This is a genomic window from Candidatus Portiera aleyrodidarum, assembly GCF_902713745.1.
Classification (GTDB): domain Bacteria; phylum Pseudomonadota; class Gammaproteobacteria; order Johnevansiales; family Johnevansiaceae; genus Portiera; species Portiera aleyrodidarum_D.
Map to the genome: position 1 here is coordinate 89,821 of NZ_CACTJB010000002.1, position 19,306 is coordinate 109,126.

The following is a 19,306-nucleotide window of genomic DNA, read 5'->3' on the forward strand; positions in this document are numbered from 1 at the left end:
TTATATTCTCTTTTTTAATTGTTCAGGATAAGAACCTAAAATTTTTATTTCTGCACCTCTCATAGAAATTTCTTCTAATATTCTTGCTATAAGCTTAGATTTACGATGGCCTTTGATTTCTATAAAAAATATGTAATTCCAAACTCCTTTATTTTCTGGGGCTGGTCTGTTTGTTAATCGTAATATATCTACGTTGTAACGATAAAATGGTTCTATTATTAAAAAAAAAGAACCTATTTGATTTTTAATAGTTATCATTAAAAATGTTTTATCATACCCTGTTGGCGTTACATCTTTATCTGCCAAAATAAAAAATCTTGTATAATTATTTATACGATCTTCTATATTTTGAGCAATTATTTTTAAAGAATAATAACTAGCAGCAACATCTCCAGCAATCGCGGCACTATTATTTTCATATTTAATTATTTTTGAAGCTTCTGCATTTGACGCTACTGCAATTTTTTTTACCCCAGGATAATTATTATTTAACCAATTTTTACATTGAGAAAATGATTGTTGGTGTGAATAAATTTTTTCTATTTTTTTATTTAGATTTTTTTTTCCAATTAACAAATGATGATGTATAGAAAGTATTACTTCTCCACATATTTTTATTTTTGAAGTAATAAAAGAATCCAACGTTTTATTAACGATCCCTTCTGTTGAATTTTCAACAGGAACAACACCATAATTATATTTTTTATTTTCTATTGTTTTAAACACATTTTTGACAGGGATACTTCTTACTGATTTACCAAAATGTTTAATGACTGCTTTTTGAGTAAATGTACCTTCTGGACCTAAATATGCTACTTGATTAGGTAATTCTAAAGATAAACAAGCAGACAAAATTTTTTTAAATATTCTAGTTATTTCTTTATTATCTAATGGTCCTTTATTATATTTTTTAATAGTTCTTAAAATCTGATTTTCACGGTCAGGGCTAGAAGGTTTTAATTTTGGCTCTTTTGATAATTTTATTTTTGCTACTTTTTGAGCACAAATAGCACGTTTACTAATTAAATTTACTATTTGCTTTTCTATATTTTCTATATATTTTCTAAGTTTTTTTAAATCTTTTTTCATTTTTTTTATTTAATACATTAGCCTTAGCTTTACTTTATCGATGAGATGCTTTTAGTTTAGTTTTTGATGTTGTTGTTGAGTTGCTTTTAGGTATGTTATTTTTGTAATGATGTGCTGTGCTTTGTGTTTTATTAAGTTGTTGTTGTGTTTTGTGGTTTAAATTAATATAAGTTTACAAAGTTTAGTTTAGTTGTTATGTGTTATTTTATAGTGTAGTGTAAGTTGTTATGATATGTGGTGTAATGGTTTACATTAAGTTAATGTAATGTAATGCTTTGTAATGTGGTGTGGTGTGGAAGTGTTTTGTGGGGTGGTTTAGTTTAATGTTGTTTGGTTTGTATTGTATTAAGTTGTATTGTAATGTATTGGTTTGAAGTGTTTTGAATTGTTTTTGATTAAATTACATTACATTACATTGAGTTAGTGTAAGTTAAAACAAGTTTGTTTAAGTTGTTATGTTATGTGTTAATGTAATGTTGTGTAATGTAATGGTGTGTAAGTTAAGTTAGTGTTTTGTAAGTTGTATTGTGTTAATGTAATGTTTTGTAATGTGGTGTAAGTTGAGTTGGTTTAATGTTTTGGTTTGTGTTGAGGTCTTTTGTAATGGATTGAAGTGTTTTGAATTGTTTTTTTTGATTAATGTAAGTTAAGTATAGTTTGTGTAAGGTTGTGTTTAGTTTTTTACATTACATTAATTTAATATAAGTTGTTATGTTTTGGATTAATTTGTTTTTACTTAACTTACACTAACTTAACTTGTGTGGTTTACATTAAGTTGTTTTAACTTAAGTTGTTGTGTTGAGATGAAGTGTGTTGTGTGGTATGTTTGTTTTGTTTAGTTTAGTGGTTTAAAGTCTTTTGACTTGTTTTTGATTTGATTGTTTAGTGGTGTTATGTTATGTGGTGTAATGTTTTGTAAGTTGTTATGTTATTTTATGTGTAATATAAGTAAGTTGGATTGAGTTAGGTTTTTTTAATGCTTTGTTTTAACTTAACTTGTGGTTTTTGTTATGTGGTTTACATTAAGTTAAGTTGGTTTGTGTAATGGTATGGTATGGTTTGTAATGGTTTGTGTTGGTTTGTAATGTTTTGGTTTGGTTTGGTTTGGTTTAAGTTATTTTAAGTTGGTTTGTGGTTTGTTTGGTGTAATGGTTTGGTTTGTTTTGTTTTATGTTATGTTGTTTTAACTTAACTTAACTTGTTATGTGGTGTAATGTAATGTAATGTTGTGTAATGTTTTGTAATGTTGTTTAAGTTTAAGTTAGTTATGGTTTATTTGTTATGTAATGGTTTACATTAATGTATTTTAATGTAATGTTGTTTTTGTTTAGTTGGTTTACATTACATTGTTTTTTTTAAGTTAGTTTAGTTGTTATGTTATGTGTTGTAAGTTGTTGTGTTGTTTTGTTTTGAAGTGTGTTGCTTTGAGTTAATGTTTTGTAATGTAATTTGGTCTGTTTTAGTGTAGTGTAAGTTGTTGTGTTGTAAGGGGTTGTGTTGAAGTGAGATGAGATGAAGTGTATTAGTGTTGTTATGATATGTGTTGTGCTATGCTTTGTAAGGTTGTTTTAAATTAAATTAAATTGTTTTAATGTGTTTTAGGTTAAGTAAGTTTTTGTAAGTTATTAATGTAATGTAATTTAATGTGGTTTAATATAAGTTGTAATAGTTTAGTGGTGTGGTTTGTGTTGTAAGTTGTTTTGTTTGTAATGGTTTAGTTATGTTTTAAATGGTTTGTAATGGTTTGGTTTAAGTTGGTTTGGTTTAAGTTATTTTAAGTTATTTCATTTCATTTCAAGTTGTTGTGTTATGTTATGTGGTATGTTGTGTAATGTAATGGTTTGGTGTTGGTGTTTTGTAATGTTGTGTTATTTTAAGTTAGTGTAAATTAAATTAATTTAGTGTGAGTTACTTTGTGTTGTGTTGAAGTGTGTTGCTTTGGATTGTTGTTGAGATGAGATGACTTGAGTTTTTTTTCTTTGAGTTGAGTTACTTTGTTATGTGTTTGATTGTTTTTGGTGTTATTGGATTTGAGTTAGTGTAAGGTTAGGTTGATTTAAGTTGTGGTTTAGTTTGTTTGTTTTGGTGTATTAAGTTGTGTTAGGTTAATGTTGTTTAGTTTTTTTAAGTTGTATATGTTTTAGTTTATTGTGGTGTTTTTTGGATTAATGCTTTGTGGTTGTGTAATGTTGGTTTTAACTTAACTTAACTTAACTTGTTATGTTATGTGGTATGTAATAGTTTGGTGTAATAAGTTGTTTTGTAATGTTTTGTGTAGTAAGTTTTTAAAGTTGTGGTATGTTTAGTTTTTTGATTAAGTTGGTTTAATATAATTTAAGTTGTGTAATGTAATGGTTTAAATTAAATTGGTTTAATGTGTTATGGTTTGTATTAAGTTGAGGTTTAGTTATGCTTTGTGTTGTTGTATTTTGTTTTGAACTTTGATGTGATGATACTAAGTAAAGTAAATAACCGCCCCGGCCCCGATGTTGTGAACTTAGCTTTAAATTAAATTGATCTGCTATGCTTTGTTGTGTAGCTGTTAACTGTTTTTGACTTGAAAATTTCGTTGATATGACTTTCTCTTTTGCATATTTTTATGACTTATCTTATGGTCTGTTGTGCTGTCTTTCTCTACTTTGCCTTACTGTTGTGTTGAGGTTGTTTTGTGTTTATGACTACTATCTGTTATGGCCCTTTTGATGCTTGTATAGCCTTTGTTTTTATATGAAGTGCTTAGTGTCTTGCTACGATATTTTTGGATTGTTGTTGGGTTGCTATGGTATGAATTGTTCAGAACTTTGTTTTTTGGGGTAGTTGTGTTATGGAAATGAGAGGACATGTTATGTTGATTGAGTTTCGATGCTTTATTTGTTGTGATTTTGTTTTATTTTACTGAGCTTTACTTTTTGTTTAGAGGTGTTGTAATGTAATAGTTGTGTTATTGCTTTTTATTTGGCTATCGGAGCTTTACTTTATATTTTTACATAATCTAACAACAGATACTAATTTTTCTTCTTTCTTAAGACGTATCAATTTTACTCCTTGAACATTAGCATTGCGTGTTCTACAAGATATTTCTTTAACGTGAGTACGTATTAATTTCCCTCTATTTGTTATTAAAATAATTTCATCACTTTCTTTAACTTTTATCGCAGATACTAAGTTACCATTACGTTTTGTAACTCGCATTGCTATTACTCCTTGTCCACCACGTTTCCTTAAAGTAAATTCTTCTAAAATAGTACGTTTTCCGTATCCTTTTTCTGAAGCTGTTAAAATATAATGTTTTTGTTGTGATGTTTTGTTATTTTTTATGATTATTAAACTAATAACTTTATTATTAGAAAATAAACGCATTCCCTGCACCCCCATAGCACTACGTCCCATTGCGCGCACTTCATTTTCTTTAAAATAAATAGATTTCCCATTTGAAGCAAGTAACATAATTAAATTATCTTTATCATAAGTAATAGCAGCACCTATTAAACTATCTCTTTCTTCTAAATTAAGCGCTATAATACCACAATTACGGTGTCTATCAAATTGATTCATATTAGTTCTTTTAACCTTACCTAAAGCAGTTGCAAAAAATATATAATTGTTTTTTTTTCTTTTTTCATCATTTATTGCAATAATCGCAGTGATTTTTTCATTTGCATCTAAAGAAAGTAGACTACATAAAAGTTTACCTCTAACATTTCTATTTCTACTAAACTGAGGAATTTCATAAACTTTCAACCAATACATTTTACCTTTGTCAGAAAACAATAAAATTGTATCATTTGTAGAAGCAACTAATAAATACTCAATTACATCGTTATCATTTTCATCTTCATTTTTAAATGTAACTAATTTTAATTTGCCTCGACCACCTCTTTTTTGTGATTGATAAACTGAAATGGGTTGTATTTTAGCATATCCTAATCTAGAAACTGTAACTACCATTTTTTCTTCATTAATCAAATCAACAGTATTTATTTCCGTACCAAGAGAATTGATTGTAGTTTTTCTATTATCACCATACTTTTCACTTATTTCAATTAATTCCTTACGAATTAGTCCCATTAAATGATCAAATGAAGACAATATTTGTTTTAATGTAGTTATTTTTTTTAAAATATTTTTATGTTCCGCAATAAAATTTTTACTTTCTAAACTAGTTAAACGATGTAATCTTAAATCCATAATTGCTTTAATTTGATTTTCCGTTAATAGATATGAGTCTATAAAAATTTCTTTAAATAAATTATTTTTTTTCCATTTTATATTTATTAATTTATTTTTAGCGTCCTTAAAAGAAGAAGCTGATTTTATTATTTCTATAACACTATTTAAATTTGATATTGCAATTATTAATCCTTCAATCAAATGTTTACGTTTTTTTATTTTTTTTAAATCATATAATGTACGTCGTTTAATTACTTCTATTCGTTGATTAATAAAAGCTTCAATAATTTGTTTAAGGTTAAATGTTTTAGGTTTACCTTTTTCAACAGCCACCATATTTATAGTATAAATCACTTCCAGTTGCGTATGTGAAAAAAGATTATTTAAGATCATTTCACTTGATTCATAGCGTTTTATTTCTATAACAATCCTTAACCCATCTTTATCTGATTCATCTCTAAGCTCTTTAATACCATATAACTTTTTTTGTTTTACTAACTCCACTATTTTTTTCATTAGCCTAGCTTTATTAACTTGATATGGTAATTCTGTGATAATGATTTTATCATTTTCTTTAATCTTATTTTGTTCAATTATATGTTTTGCACGTAGAGAAAAACTACCTTTTCCTGTTTTATAAGCTTCTAAAATTCCAGACTTTCCCTGAATTATGCCTGAAGTTGGAAAATCTGGACCATTTATATATTTCATTAAATCTTCTAAAGTTAGATTATTATTTTCAACAAAAGCTATACAAGCATTTATAACTTCTTTTATATTATGAGGAGGGATATTCGTGGCAATACCCACAGCAATCCCACTTGTTCCATTAATCAATAAATTAGGTATACGACTTGGTAATACTTCTGGTATTTTTTCAGTGCCATCATAATTATCAACCCAATTCACTGTAGCTTTTTCAAGATCATATAAAACTTCACTCGTTATTCGAGATAATCTTACTTCTGTATATCTCATTGCCGCTGCATTATCACCATCTATTGATCCAAAATTTCCTTGACCGTCAATTAGTACATATCTCATAGAAAATTCTTGGGCCATTCTTACAATTGCATCATACACAGTACTGTCACCATGTGGATGATACTTACCAATCACATCACCCACAATCCGAGCGGATTTTAAATAATTTTTATTCCATATATTATTCAATTCATGCATAGCAAAAATTACACGCCGATGCACAGGTTTTAAACCATCACGAATATCTGGAATTGCACGGCAAATAATTACACTCATTGCATAGTCTAAATATGATTTTTTTATTTCATCTTCAATTGATAAAATTTCTTTATTTTGTTCTATCATAGAATTATTTATTTATTTTTATTTCCACATTAAATATTAAACATTTACATTTAACAAAAAATACATACTTATTAAAAGTATTAATTAAACGTAAAAACCTATCCACTACAATACCTATAAAAAATACAACGAACACTGAAACTAACACTAAAACTTGAACCTAACACTAAACTTTTACTAACACTAATGATAATGATAATGCTAAGGAAAGGATAGGATAGGATAAACCAAAATAAAACTATTACTAAATTAAAATTTATACTGACTAAGCACACTGACTACATCAACTTTAAGATTAATAATTAAAGCTTTAAATAATCTATATGCTTCTCTTTTATATTCTTCAAAAGGATCTTTAAATATATAACCCCTAAGTTGAATACTTTTCATAATATAATCCATATTTTGCAAATGTTCTTTCCATCTTATATCAAACACTTGTAATAAAGTATTTTTTTCAAATTCTTTTATTCTTTGTTTACCGAATTTTTTACAATTATAAACATAATTAGTTTTATATTTATCTTTTATTTTTTTAAAGAGAAAAATATATCCCCTTTTTGAAGATAGCATATATTGATTTGTTTTTATTTTTATCCAATCATATAAATTTATATTTAATATTGTTTTTATATTTTTTAATAACTTATTAATATTATAAGTTTTTTTATAATCATATACAATTTTAAAAATTACTTCATTCCTAATAAATTTTATATATTCAGAAATATTATAATTAAATAATATTGTATCTCTTTTAGAGTATATAATTTTTCTATGATAATTTGAAATTTTCTCATATTTTAAGATTTGGTTACGAATGTTATAATCATGAATTTCAACTTTTTTTTGAGCTTGTTCTATTACTTTTTTAACTAATTTATGTGAGATAGCTTCATCATAAGATAATCCTAAAATCTGACTCATTTTTTTTATTTTTTTTAAACCAAATAACCTCATTAACTTGTCTTCTAAACAAATAAAAAACCTAGTTGATCCTGGATCTCCTTGACGGCCAGAACGTCCTCTTAATTGATTATCTATTCTTCTAGAGTCATTGCGCTCTGCTCCAATAACATGTAAACCCCCAGAAATTATTACCAAGTTTTTACTCAATGTTGTGTTGTGTTTTTGTTTTCCCCCTAATTTTATGTCTGTACCTCTCCCTGCCATATTAGTCGCTATCGTAATTGTGCTAAAATGACCAGCTTGAGCAATTATATTAGCTTCATTATAATGATTTTTTGCATTAAGTATATTGTGTGAAATTTTTTGTTGTTTTAATAATTCAGAAATATATTCGGAATTTTTAATCGAAGTCGTACCCAATAAGACTGGACGACCTTTATAAAATTTGTTTTTTATATCTTTAATAATAGCTTCAATTTTTTCTTTTTTTGAATAAAACATTAAATCATTCATATCTTTACGTATTATTGGCTTGTTTGTTGGAATAACTATAACATCTAAATTATAAATTTTATTAAATTCATTTACTGAAGTAAATGCTGTACCTGTCATACCTGTCACTGTAGTATACAGTCTAAAATAATTTTGTAAAGTAATATATGCTAAAGTATTACTTTCATTTTTTATATTTACTCCTTCTTTAGCTTCGATAGCTTGATGTAATCCATACGACCATCTTTTTCCTTGCATAATACGTCCTGTATTTTCATCTACTATAATTACTTCATTATTTATAATAATATAATCAACATTTATTTTAAATAAATAAAGTGCTAATAAAGCTGCTTTTATTTTTTTTATTAAATCTATATTTTTTACTGAATAAAGAGAATCATTTTTTTTTATTATTTTTTTTGCTTTTAAAATACATTCTATAAATTTGTGTCCTTGTTCTGTTAATTCAACTTGTTTATGTTTTTCATCTAAAATAAAATCGCATTTTTCATGTTTATATTTCGTATTTTTGTTTCGAATTAATTTTTTTGCTATATTTTTTATTATATAATATATTGTAGTGCATTCATATGTGTGTCCTGAAATAATTAATGGGGTACGAGTCTCGTCTATCAAAATAGAATCTATTTCATCAATCAAAGCAAAATTAAGTTTTCTTTGAAATTTTTCTTTAATGTCATAAACCATATGATTGCGTAAATAATCAAAACCATATTCATTATTATGTCCATATGTAATATCCGCTTTATACGCGGCTATTTTTTCTTTTAGTCTTTGTTCAGCATAAATATTTTTAATGCTTAAACCAAGAAATTCAAATAAGGGGCGCATATTAGTTGAATCTCTTTTTGCTAAAAATTCATTTATTGTTATTACATGTACACCAAGACCTGTTAATGCATTTAAATATGTAGGTAAAGTTCCTACAATAGTTTTACCTTCTCCAGTTTTCATTTCAGAAATAATACCCTTATGTAAAACTATTCCTCCTATTAGTTGAACATCAAAATGACGCATACCAATGATACGTTTACTAGCTTCTCTAATAGTACAAAATGCTTCGGGTAATAACATATCAAGTAAATCACCTTTTATTATTCTTTTACGAAATTCTATTGTTTTAACTCTTAATGTATTATTATCAAGTGAAGCAAAATAATTTTCTAAATCATTTATTATATAAACAATATTACTTATTCGTTTAATTTCACGATTATTTTTATTATAAAATTTTCTTATTAACATATTGTATTATAAAATATATTGCGTCTGAAGGGAGTTGAACCCATAACCTTTACTTTCGGAAAGTAAAGCTCTATCCATTTTGAGCTACAGACGCGGTGCGTTATATAAGAAAACAATAACTGGATATTTTTTTGTTTTTTTATTTAACAGAATTTAATTAACTATGTGTTCTTGTTGGTTTATTTTAGGGTATTGCTAAAGTAAATGTTGTTTGGGTTGAGTTTGTTATGTTTTGCTTTTTGTGCTTAAATTTTCTTTTGACTTGTTGCTCTTGAGTTCCTTTCCTAAGCTGTGACTTTTTGTTCTGCGCTTTGATGTGATGTTTTGTAATGTGTTGTTGAATTTGAATGCTATGCTGTTTGTTTGATTTGTGTTGTGTTGATATGATTTGAAACGTTCTGTTATGTTATTTGTTGTTGATATGTTCTGAAGTGAAGTGTTGATATGATTTGAATTGAGGTGTTCTTTTTGTTCTAAATAAAATGTTTGCTATTTAATATTATACGTTGTTGCATTGTGTTTATTCTTGTTTGTGGGTACTTTATTTCTGTTTTGCTGTGTTGTGTTATGTTATTATGACTTTTGTTTTTTTTCATATGTTAGTCTATAATAGGCTCTTAGTGTGATGTACATGTTTAAAAGAGGGAGTGTGGGGGTTTTGTTTGTTTAGGTTGTACGTTTCTTAATTTATGTTTTGAAAATGCTATGCTGTACTGTAATAGAAGGTAATGTAATGTGGGGTGGTTTGTAATAGTTTAGTGGTGTAAGTTAATGTAATATAAGTAAGATGTGATTTTTTGTTTTGTTTTTTTTTTGGATTGTGTTTGGGTTTGTTTTTTGGTTTGATTGAGGTGCTTTGTGTTATTTTAAGTTGTATTGAAGTGTGTTATTTTGTTTTAAGTTAGTTATGTGTATTTTGTGTAATGTAATGTGTTATGTTTTGGATTAATGTTGTGTTGTGTTGTGTTGTTATGTTATGTGTTAATGTAAGTTGTTGTAAGTTAGTGTAATAAGTTGTTAGAGGTGTATTAAGTTAAGTTAATGTGGTGGTTTGTAATGAGATGTAATGGTGTGTAAGTTGTAATGTGTTGGGTTTTATTTTTTGAATTGTTTTGTGGTTTACATTAATGGTTTGTATTTGATTAATATAAGTTGTTATGTTTTGGATTAACTTAAGTTGCTTTGTAATGGTTTAATATAAGTGTAGTGTAATGTAATTGTAGTGGTTTAATGTTTAGGATAATGGTTTACATTATGGTTTGTAATAAGTTAATGTAATGTTTTGTAATGTTGTGTTATTTTAAGTTAGTGTAAAATGTAATGTTGTTATGTTATGTTATGTTATGTGTTGTGTTAATTTAATTTGTTTTGTTTTGTTTTGTTTTGTTTTGTTTTAAGTTTGTTTAGTGTAGTTTGTTTTTGTTTTTAAGTTTGGGTATTTTATTTTGTTAGTGTAATGCTTTGTAAGGTTAGGTTAAGTTAATATAATATAAGTTAATGCTTTGTAAGTTGTTTTAGTTTTTTGTTTAGGATTAGTGTGTTAATTTGTGTTGCTTTGAAGTGTGTTGTAAGTTAATTTAAGTTAATGTTGTGTAATAAGTTGAAGTGTTTTGAAGTGTTTGGTGTTTTTTGGATTAATGTTGTGTTATTTTAAGTTAGTGTAATTTAAATTGAGTTACTTTAAGGTGTTGTTCTTTTCTTTTGAGTTGTGGTGTAATGGTTTGTGTTGGATTTAGTTATTATATTTTGTTTTAAAGTGTTTTAGTTGTAATGTTTTAATATAAATATGTCATTTGTGTTGTTGAGATGAGTTGCTTTGGATTGAGGTGTTGTAATGATATGTTTTGGATTGGTTTGTAATGGATTAATAAAATATAAGTTTGTGTTATGCTTTGTGTTGTTGTTGTAATGTTTTGTAATTTGCTTTAAGTTAATGTTGTGTAAGGTTAAGTTGTGGTTTATAGTTTTGTAATGAGTTGAGTTAGTGTGTTAAGTTTAGTTTTTTAAGTGTAATGTGTTATGTAATGTTTTGAGTTGTAATGGATTAATATAAGTGTAGGTGTTATGCTTTGTGTTGTTGTTTTGGATTGTTTTTGTTTTGAGGTGCAGTGCTTTGTATTAAGTTGTTGTTGAGTTGACTTGTGTTAGTTTGTGTTGAGGTGTTGTATTATGTGTTGTTTTTGATTGTTGTTGAGTTACGTTGATATGAGTTTTTTTAGTGTGTTTTGTAATGTGTTGAGGTATTTTTCTTTAAGTTGATTGGTTTAAATTGTTTTAATTGAGGTGTAATGGTTTAGTGTGGTTTGTATTGGTTTAAGTTAATAAAATATAAGTTGGTTTACATTAATGTAATGTAAGTTGTTATGTTGCTTTGTATTAAGTTGTTATGCTTTGGGTTTTTGGTTTGAGGTGTAATGGTTTGTATGTATTGAGGTTTTTGTTTTTTTTATTTTTTGGATTTGTGTAATGTAATAAGTTGTTTTGGATTGTTTTTGTAATGGTTTGTTTTTGATTGGTTTAAATTACAAAAAAACAATTAAATTAATTTAAATTACATTACATTAATGTTGTGTAAATTAGTGTGTTGTAGTTTGTGTAGTGTAAGTTGGTTTGTTTTTGTTGTGGTTGTTTTGGATTAAGTTAAGTTGTTATGTAATGTTAAGTTGTGTTAGTTAAGTTGCTTTAAGTTGTAATGGTTTTAAATTGTTTGTGTTGTTTAGTTTTTTTAAGTTGGTTTAAGTTAGTTAATGTTTTGTAAGTTGAGTTACTTTGTTGTTGTTGAGTTATGAGGTGTTGTTATGTTATGTTATGTGTTAATTTAATTTATTTTGTATTAAATTTAGTTGTGTAATGTAATATTATGTTATAAGTTGTTATGTTTTGGTTTGTTTGTACTGGTTAGTTATATTAAACTTAAAGATAACGGACATCAATAAAATGACCGGCTATTGCAGCAGCAGCTGCCATAGCAGGACTTACTAAATGAGTTCTTCCACCATAGCCTTGACGGCTTTCAAAATTTCTGTTCGATGTGGACGCACATCTTTCACCAAATTGAAGTTTATCAGCATTCATAGCTAAACACATTGAACAACCTGATTCTCGCCATTCAAAACCAGCAGAAATAAAAATTTCATCCAATCCTTCTAATTCAGCTTGAATTTTTACTAGCCCTGAACCAGGTACTACCATCGCATGCTTAATATTTGCAGAAATATGCTTGTTTCTAACAATTTTAGCGGCAGCACGTAAATCTTCAATTCTGGAGTTAGTACATGATCCTATAAAAATACGATCAATTTTAATATCTACTATTTTTTGTTCTGATTTTAAGCCCATATATTTTAAAGCTAGTTCTATATTATTACGATTATATTTATTAAAATCTTTAGGATTAGGTATTTTACCATTTATTCCAACAACCATATCAGGTTGTGTTCCCCAGCTAACCTGAGGTTCAATATTTTTTGCATTTATTTTTATAGATTTATCAAAGGTAGCATCACAATCGGAAAATAAGTTATTCCATTTTGTTATTGCATTTGTCCAGTAAATGTTAGGAACTAAAGCACGTCCATGTAAATAATTAATTGTAGTTTGATCTGCTGCAATTAACCCAACTTTTGCTCCTGCTTCAATTGCCATATTACACACTGTCATCCTTCCTTCCATAGATAATGTTTTAATAGTACTTCCTGTAAATTCCAGTGCATATCCTGTACCTCCATCTATACCTATAATTTTTATTATAGACAAGATTAAATCTTTAGCTGAAACGTTGTCTGATAAATTACCTTCAATACAAACATTCAGAGTTTTTAATTTGCGTTGTAATAAACATTGTGTGGCTAAAACATGCTCCACTTCCGATGTACCAATTCCATAAGCTAAAGCAGCAAAAGCCCCATGTGTTGAAGTATGAGAATCTCCACATACAATTGTCATTCCAGGCAAAGTTGCACCATTTTCCGGCCCTATTACATGAACAATACCTTGTCTTACATCTTGTATATTAAAAAATTTCTTAATTGAAAAGTCTTTACAATTTTTTTTTAACATTTTCACTTGAATACGAGCAAGTTCATCATTAAGACCATTTATCCGTTCTTCTAATTTAGTTGGTACATTGTGATCAACAGTCGCGATGTTTGTATCAACTCGCCAAAGTTTTCGATTAGTTAAACGTAAATTTTCAAAGGCTTGAGGTGAAGTGACTTCATGTAATAAATGACGATCTATATAAATTAATGATGTTCCATCTTTCCGACATTTTATTAGATGAGAAGACCAAAGTTTATCATAAAGCGTTTGTCCTATCATTTGTTTGCTCCTATTATATTTTTAACTTTTACAGCAAAATTTTGAGCCCGATTTCTTAATAAATGATCCATTAAAGTTAATGCTACCATGGCTTCTGCAATAGGTATAGCTCTAAGACCAACACAAGGATCATGGCGTCCTTTTGTTATTACTTCAATTGAATTACCATGAATATCAAGAGTATTTCCAGGTATAGTAATGCTAGAAGTTGGTTTAAGGCATAAATTTATAAGCAAGGATTGGCCATTAGAAATACCTCCTAATACTCCTCCTGAATTGTTAGAGATAAATTTTTTATTTTTTATTTCGTCTCTATGTTCACTACCTCTTTGATTGATAGATAAAAAACCCGAACCTATTTCTATACCTTTAACTGCGTTAATGCCCATTAAAGCATGAGATAATTCTGCGTCTAATTTATCAAAAACTGGTTCACCTAATCCAACAGGTAATCCATCTGCAATTATTGTAAGTTTAGCACCAATGGAATCTTTATCACGTTGTAATCTTTGCAGATATTTTTCTAAATAAGTTATTTTTTTTGGATCTGCACAAAAAAAAGGATTTTTATATACTAAATTCCAATTTATAAAAGGCAATTTAATTGATCCTATTTGACTAATATAACCACGTATAAAAATATTAAATTTGCTAAGATATTTTTTTGCTATTGCACCTGCAGCTACGCGCATTACAGTCTCTCTAGCACTTGATCTGCCCCCACCTCTATAATCTCTAATGCCATATTTTTTATAGTAAGTATAATCTGCATGAGAAGGTCGAAAATGGTGTTTTATTGTATTATAGTCTTTTGAACGTTGATCTGTATTTTTTATTAACAAACCAATTGGGGTGCCTGTAGTAATTCCTTTAAACATACCTGATAATATTTTAACTTTGTCTGGTTCTCTGCGTTGAGTAGTATATTTAGAACCACCTGGTTTTCTAACGTTCAAATGGTTTTGAATATATTTTTCACTTATTTCTAACCCCGGAGGACACCCATCTATAATAGCACCTAATGCAGAACCATGACTTTCACCAAATGTAGTAATTGTAAATAACTTACCAAAGGTATTACCCGACATAAATATTTACCTTTTGAATAATTTTTAATAAAAATATATTTTATCACAAATAACATAATAAACATTATCAAATAAAACTATTGACTTATATACAACATAATTCTTATAATTAATAATTAACATCTTCTTTTAATTATTAGATTTAGATGTTATGTTATTGTATGTGTTTTAGTATTTATTTTTTGTTAATTTATTAATGCAATTTAACAGCTTTGTTGTGTTGTAAACTGATAATCTTATCTTAATTTTTTAGGTATGTAAGGAAATATAAATGGCAACTGGTACTGTTAAATGGTTTAATGACACTAAAGGTTATGGTTTTATTTCACCAGATGATGGTGGAGGAGATTTATTTGCTCATTTTTCGGAAATACAAGCTGATGGTTTTAAGTCACTTCAAGATGGTCAAAAAGTTTCCTTTGAAGTAACTCAAGGTAAAAAGGGCCTTCAAGCTGCGTCTATAAAAATCCTTGATAATTAAAAATTAAATTAAATTAAGAAACGTACAACCTAAACAAACAAAACCCCCACACTCCCTCTTTTAAACATGTACATCACACTAAGAGCCTATTATAGACTAACATATGAAAAAAAACAAAAGTCATAATAACATAACACAACACAGCAAAACAGAAATAAAGTACCCACAAACAAGAATAAACACAATGCAACAACGTATAATATTAAATAGCAAACATTTTATTTAGAACAAAAAGAACACCTCAATTCAAATCATATCAACACTTCACTTCAGAACATATCAACAACAAATAACATAACAGAACGTTTCAAATCATATCAACACAACACAAATCAAACAAACAGCATAGCATTCAAATTCAACAACACATTACAAAACATCACATCAAAGCGCAGAACAAAAAGTCACAGCTTAGGAAAGGAACTCAAGAGCAACAAGTCAAAAGAAAATTTAAGCACAAAACAAAAACAAAAACAAATAAAATAAAATAACTTAACTTAAAACAATCAAATACATAACATTACTTTGTAACTCAGTAGTATCATCAAAGCACAGTCAATATCAATATAGTACCTCAAATAACTTTAAAAAACTTAAAGCAAACCATTACACAACACCACACACTTCAACTTACAAAACACTTCAAAACATTACTCAAACTTAATACAACTAAACTTAAAGCAATAAAACACAAAAGCACAGCACCAAAAAAAACACTACACTTATCAAAACTTAACACAACTCAATCCAATAAACAATACACCACATAACAACTTACATTACACTAACTTTAATTAACACATAACATAACATAACAACACAACATTAAGTTAATGTAAACCATTTAAAACACATTAAAACAACTTAATCCAAACCATTACAAAATAATTTAAAACAATCAAAACACACCATTACAAAACTAAAATCCAAAACATAACACCACACCTCATTAACACAACTCCAAAACCAAACATAACACCTCACCAAAAAACAATACAAAGCATCAACTCAAAAAATAAAATCCAACACAACTTAAACTAAACGCATATCAAATCCAACAAACAAAGCACAGAACCTCAAACCAAAAATCCAAAGCAACACAAAGCATTACATAACACTTCAAATCAAAGAACAGAACACAACAACATATATTAAAATAAATTAAAGCACCTCAAAATCAAACTTATCCAAAGCAACACACTAAATTATATTAATCCAAATTACAAACATTACATAACTAAACCTCAAAAAATAAAACACACCAAAACAACACCTAGCACATTACAAATCCAAAACATTACACAACATAACATAACTTAAACAACACCTCAAACCAAAAATCCAAAGCATACCAACTTAATACAATACAAACCAATTCAACTAAACTCAACAACATCTCAACACAATCAAAGCTACTCAATTATGTGTTCAACCTTACATGAAATTAAAATCAAAACAACATAGTAACGAAAAACAACAGCAAAAAAAAAAGCACAGACTGCAACTAAAAGTAAAGTCATTCAAAAGCAACAGCAGCACAACAAAGATAACTAAAATATCATAGGTAAAATAAACGAAATTTAAAGCATAAAGCAACGAAAACTTACAGCATTAATAGTAAAGCAATGACAGTTTAAATAACTAATTTATTTATTATTTTTTTTAATTTTTCTTTCAGCTGTGTGATGTGGAACAGCTAAGGTAAGTGAGGCACAGTACAGAGAGGTAGAAACTTTGAGTAGAGGTAAGAGAAGAGTTAGTGAGGGGTTGGGTTATGTATGTAATGTGGTGTAATGTAATGTTGTTTAAGTTAGTGTATTTTGTGTAAGAGTTGTAATGTATTTTGTTTTAAGTTAATGTTGGATTTTTTTTGTAATGTTTTTTTTGTTTACATTAAATTAAGTTTAGTTGTTTAGGATTAGTTATGTGTAGTGTAATATAAGGTTAAGTTGTATTAAGTTAATGTATAGTTTAGTGTGTTGTTTTGTAAGTTAGGTTTAGTTAATGCTTTGTGGTTTGAATTTGAATTGATTGGTTTGTTTTTTGGATTTGTAATGTATTAAATTAATGTTGTGTTGTTATGGATTGTGTGTTTTAAATGGATTTGCTTGAGGTGTTATGATTTGCTTTTTGAATTGCTTTGGATTTTTGGTTTGAGGTGTTGTTTAAGTTATGTTTTTGTGTTATGTTTTGTGTTGTTGAGGTTTAGTTATGCTTTAATATAATATAAAATTGTTATGTGATGTAATGTAATGTTATGTTATGTGTTTTAATTGAGGTTTAGTTGTTAAGGGTTATGTTTTTACTCATTGAGGTCTTTTGTTTTGAGGTGTGTTATGCTTTGTTGGGGAGTTTTTTTTCTTTGAGTTTGTATTGAGTTTGAGTTTTCTTTTCTTTTCTTTTGAGTTGAGATGAGATGTTTTAAGTTGCTATTATTTGCTTTGTGTTGTTATGTGTTGATTGGTTTAATGTGTTATGGTTTGTATTAAGTTGTGTTGTATTAGTTATGTGTTGTGTAGTGTGTTTGTTTGTGTATTTTGTTTTGTAAAACAATTCAAGTTAGGTTAAGTTAGTGTAGTGTAGTGTAGTGTGGTGTGGTTTTGTTTTAAGTTAGTGTAAGGTAAGTTGTTATTAGTGTGTTGTAATGTTTTGTAAGTTTGTATTAAGTTTGAATTGTTGTTGAATTGAATTGAAGTCTTTTGAATTGATTTGATTGTTTTGAAGTGTTTTTGTAATAAGTTGTGATGTTTTGTAATGCTTTGAAGTCATTTGTGGTGTATTTTAATGTGGTGTTATGGTTTAATGTTATGTTATGTGGTTTTGATTAAGTTGTTTAATGTTTGATTTGAATTGATGTGTTTTGAAACGATACGATACGATACGATTTAATGTAAGTTGATTTAAATTAAGTTGTTATGTAATGATATGATATGTTCTGTTCTTTTCTTTGTTTTTTATTTGTATTTGTTTTGAAGTGTTTTAAATTGTTTTAAATTAAATTGATATGTTATGTTATGTTATGTTATGTTTTGAAGTGTTTTTATTTTATTTGTTCTGTTCTGTTCTGTTCTGAAGTGTTCTGAAGTGTTTTGAAGTGTTCTGTTCTGTTGTGTTCTGTTATTTTCTTTTATGTTTTGAAGTGTTTTAAGTTGTTTTAAGTTAAGTTGTAATGTAATGATATGATTTGATATGTTTTGAAACGAATTGTTTTTATTTGTAATGATTTGTTCTGTTCTGTTATGTTCTGAAGTGTTTTGAAGTGTTGTGTTCTGTTGTGTTCTTTTATTTTATTTGTATTTGTTTTGATTGTTTTGTTTTGTTTTGTTTTGTTTTGTTTTAAGTTATGTTATGTTATGTTATGTTATGTTGTTATGTTTTGATTTAAATTGTTTTTTTTTAAGTTGAATTGTTTTGATATGTTTTGAAGTGTTTTGAAATGATTTAAATTGTTTTGTTTTGATTTGATATGTTTTTGAAGTGTTTTAAATTTTTTTAAGTTGATATAAGTTGTGGTGTTGTGTAATGATATGTTTTGAAGTGTTCTGTTCTGTTGTTTAAGTTGTGTAATGTTGTGTTGAAGTGTGATGAGATGAAGTGTTATGTTATGTTATTTTCTTTTATGTGTTGAAGTGAAGTGTATTAGTGTTGTAAGTTGTTGTGTTGTGTTGTGTTCTGTTCTGTTCTGTTCTGTTCTGAAGTGTTTTGAAGTGTTCTGTTATTTGATTTTATTTAAATTGTGTTGAAGTGTGATGAGATGAAGTGTTATGTTATGATATGTTATTTTATGTTATGTGTTGTTTAATATAATTTAAGTTGTATTTGAGTTGTAATGTGTTGAAGTGTGATGAGATGAAGTGTTATGTTATGATATGATATGTTATGTTATGTTTTTTTATGTGTTGTTATTTGTTGTGGTTTTTTTAAGTTGTTATATGTTGTATTGTATTGTGTTGCTTTGGCTTTGAGTTTGAGTGTGATGAAGTGTTATGTTATGTAATGTAATGTTATGTTATGTGTTGTTATTTGTTGTAATGGTTTATGCTTTGGTTTGTGTTGTTGTTTTAAGTTGTTATGTTATGTTATGTTCTGTTCTGAAGTGTTTTGAAGTGTTATGTTCTGTTATTTTATTTGTTTTTTATTTGTATTTGAAATGTTTTAA

Annotated in this window: 6 protein-coding genes and 1 tRNA gene; 1 reads left to right on the forward strand and 6 read right to left on the reverse strand. The window is 27.2% G+C overall.

Annotation, left to right across the window (positions count from 1 at the left end; all coding sequences use genetic code 11):
• The 6 genes from pheA to aroC form a co-directional block, all read right to left on the reverse strand.
• Nucleotides 1-1,089, reverse strand: coding sequence for a prephenate dehydratase (pheA, locus tag H7S46_RS01045; RefSeq protein ID WP_183042986.1), 1,089 nt, complete (start codon nt 1,087-1,089; stop codon nt 1-3).
• Between the two features lie 2,970 nt (nt 1,090-4,059).
• Complete coding sequence (gyrA, locus tag H7S46_RS01050; protein WP_183042987.1) at nt 4,060-6,588, reverse strand: DNA gyrase subunit A; 2,529 nt, start codon at nt 6,586-6,588, stop codon at nt 4,060-4,062.
• Between the two features lie 249 nt (nt 6,589-6,837).
• Complete coding sequence (secA, locus tag H7S46_RS01055) at nt 6,838-9,258, reverse strand: preprotein translocase subunit SecA (protein WP_183042988.1); 2,421 nt, start codon at nt 9,256-9,258, stop codon at nt 6,838-6,840.
• A gap of 19 nt (nt 9,259-9,277) precedes the next feature.
• Nucleotides 9,278-9,352 (reverse strand) — tRNA-Arg (locus tag H7S46_RS01060).
• A gap of 2,819 nt (nt 9,353-12,171) precedes the next feature.
• Nucleotides 12,172-13,578, reverse strand: a complete 1,407-nt coding sequence (leuC, locus tag H7S46_RS01065; protein ID WP_183042989.1) for a 3-isopropylmalate dehydratase large subunit — start codon at nt 13,576-13,578, stop codon at nt 12,172-12,174.
• On the reverse strand, nt 13,575-14,666 hold the full coding sequence (gene aroC / locus H7S46_RS01070; RefSeq protein ID WP_183042990.1) for a chorismate synthase: 1,092 nt from the start codon (nt 14,664-14,666) through the stop codon (nt 13,575-13,577). The genes leuC and aroC overlap by 4 nt, the downstream gene beginning before the upstream one ends.
• 271 nt (nt 14,667-14,937) lie before the next feature.
• Here aroC and H7S46_RS01075 point away from each other — a divergent pair, with 271 nt between their 5' ends.
• A complete protein-coding gene (locus H7S46_RS01075) occupies nt 14,938-15,147 on the forward strand; it encodes a cold-shock protein (protein ID WP_183042991.1) in 210 nt (69 codons plus the stop codon).
• The last annotated feature ends 4,159 nt before the right edge of the window (nt 15,148-19,306 follow it).

Coding starts and splice junctions, on each gene's coding strand:
- pheA (WP_183042986.1), bottom strand. CDS start 1,089: ATGAAAAAAGATTTAAAAAAACTTAGAAAATATATAGAAAATATAGAA.
- gyrA (WP_183042987.1), bottom strand. CDS start 6,588: ATGATAGAACAAAATAAAGAAATTTTATCAATTGAAGATGAAATAAAA.
- secA (WP_183042988.1), bottom strand. CDS start 9,258: ATGTTAATAAGAAAATTTTATAATAAAAATAATCGTGAAATTAAACGA.
- leuC (WP_183042989.1), bottom strand. CDS start 13,578: ATGATAGGACAAACGCTTTATGATAAACTTTGGTCTTCTCATCTAATA.
- aroC (WP_183042990.1), bottom strand. CDS start 14,666: ATGTCGGGTAATACCTTTGGTAAGTTATTTACAATTACTACATTTGGT.
- H7S46_RS01075 (WP_183042991.1), top strand. CDS start 14,938: ATGGCAACTGGTACTGTTAAATGGTTTAATGACACTAAAGGTTATGGT.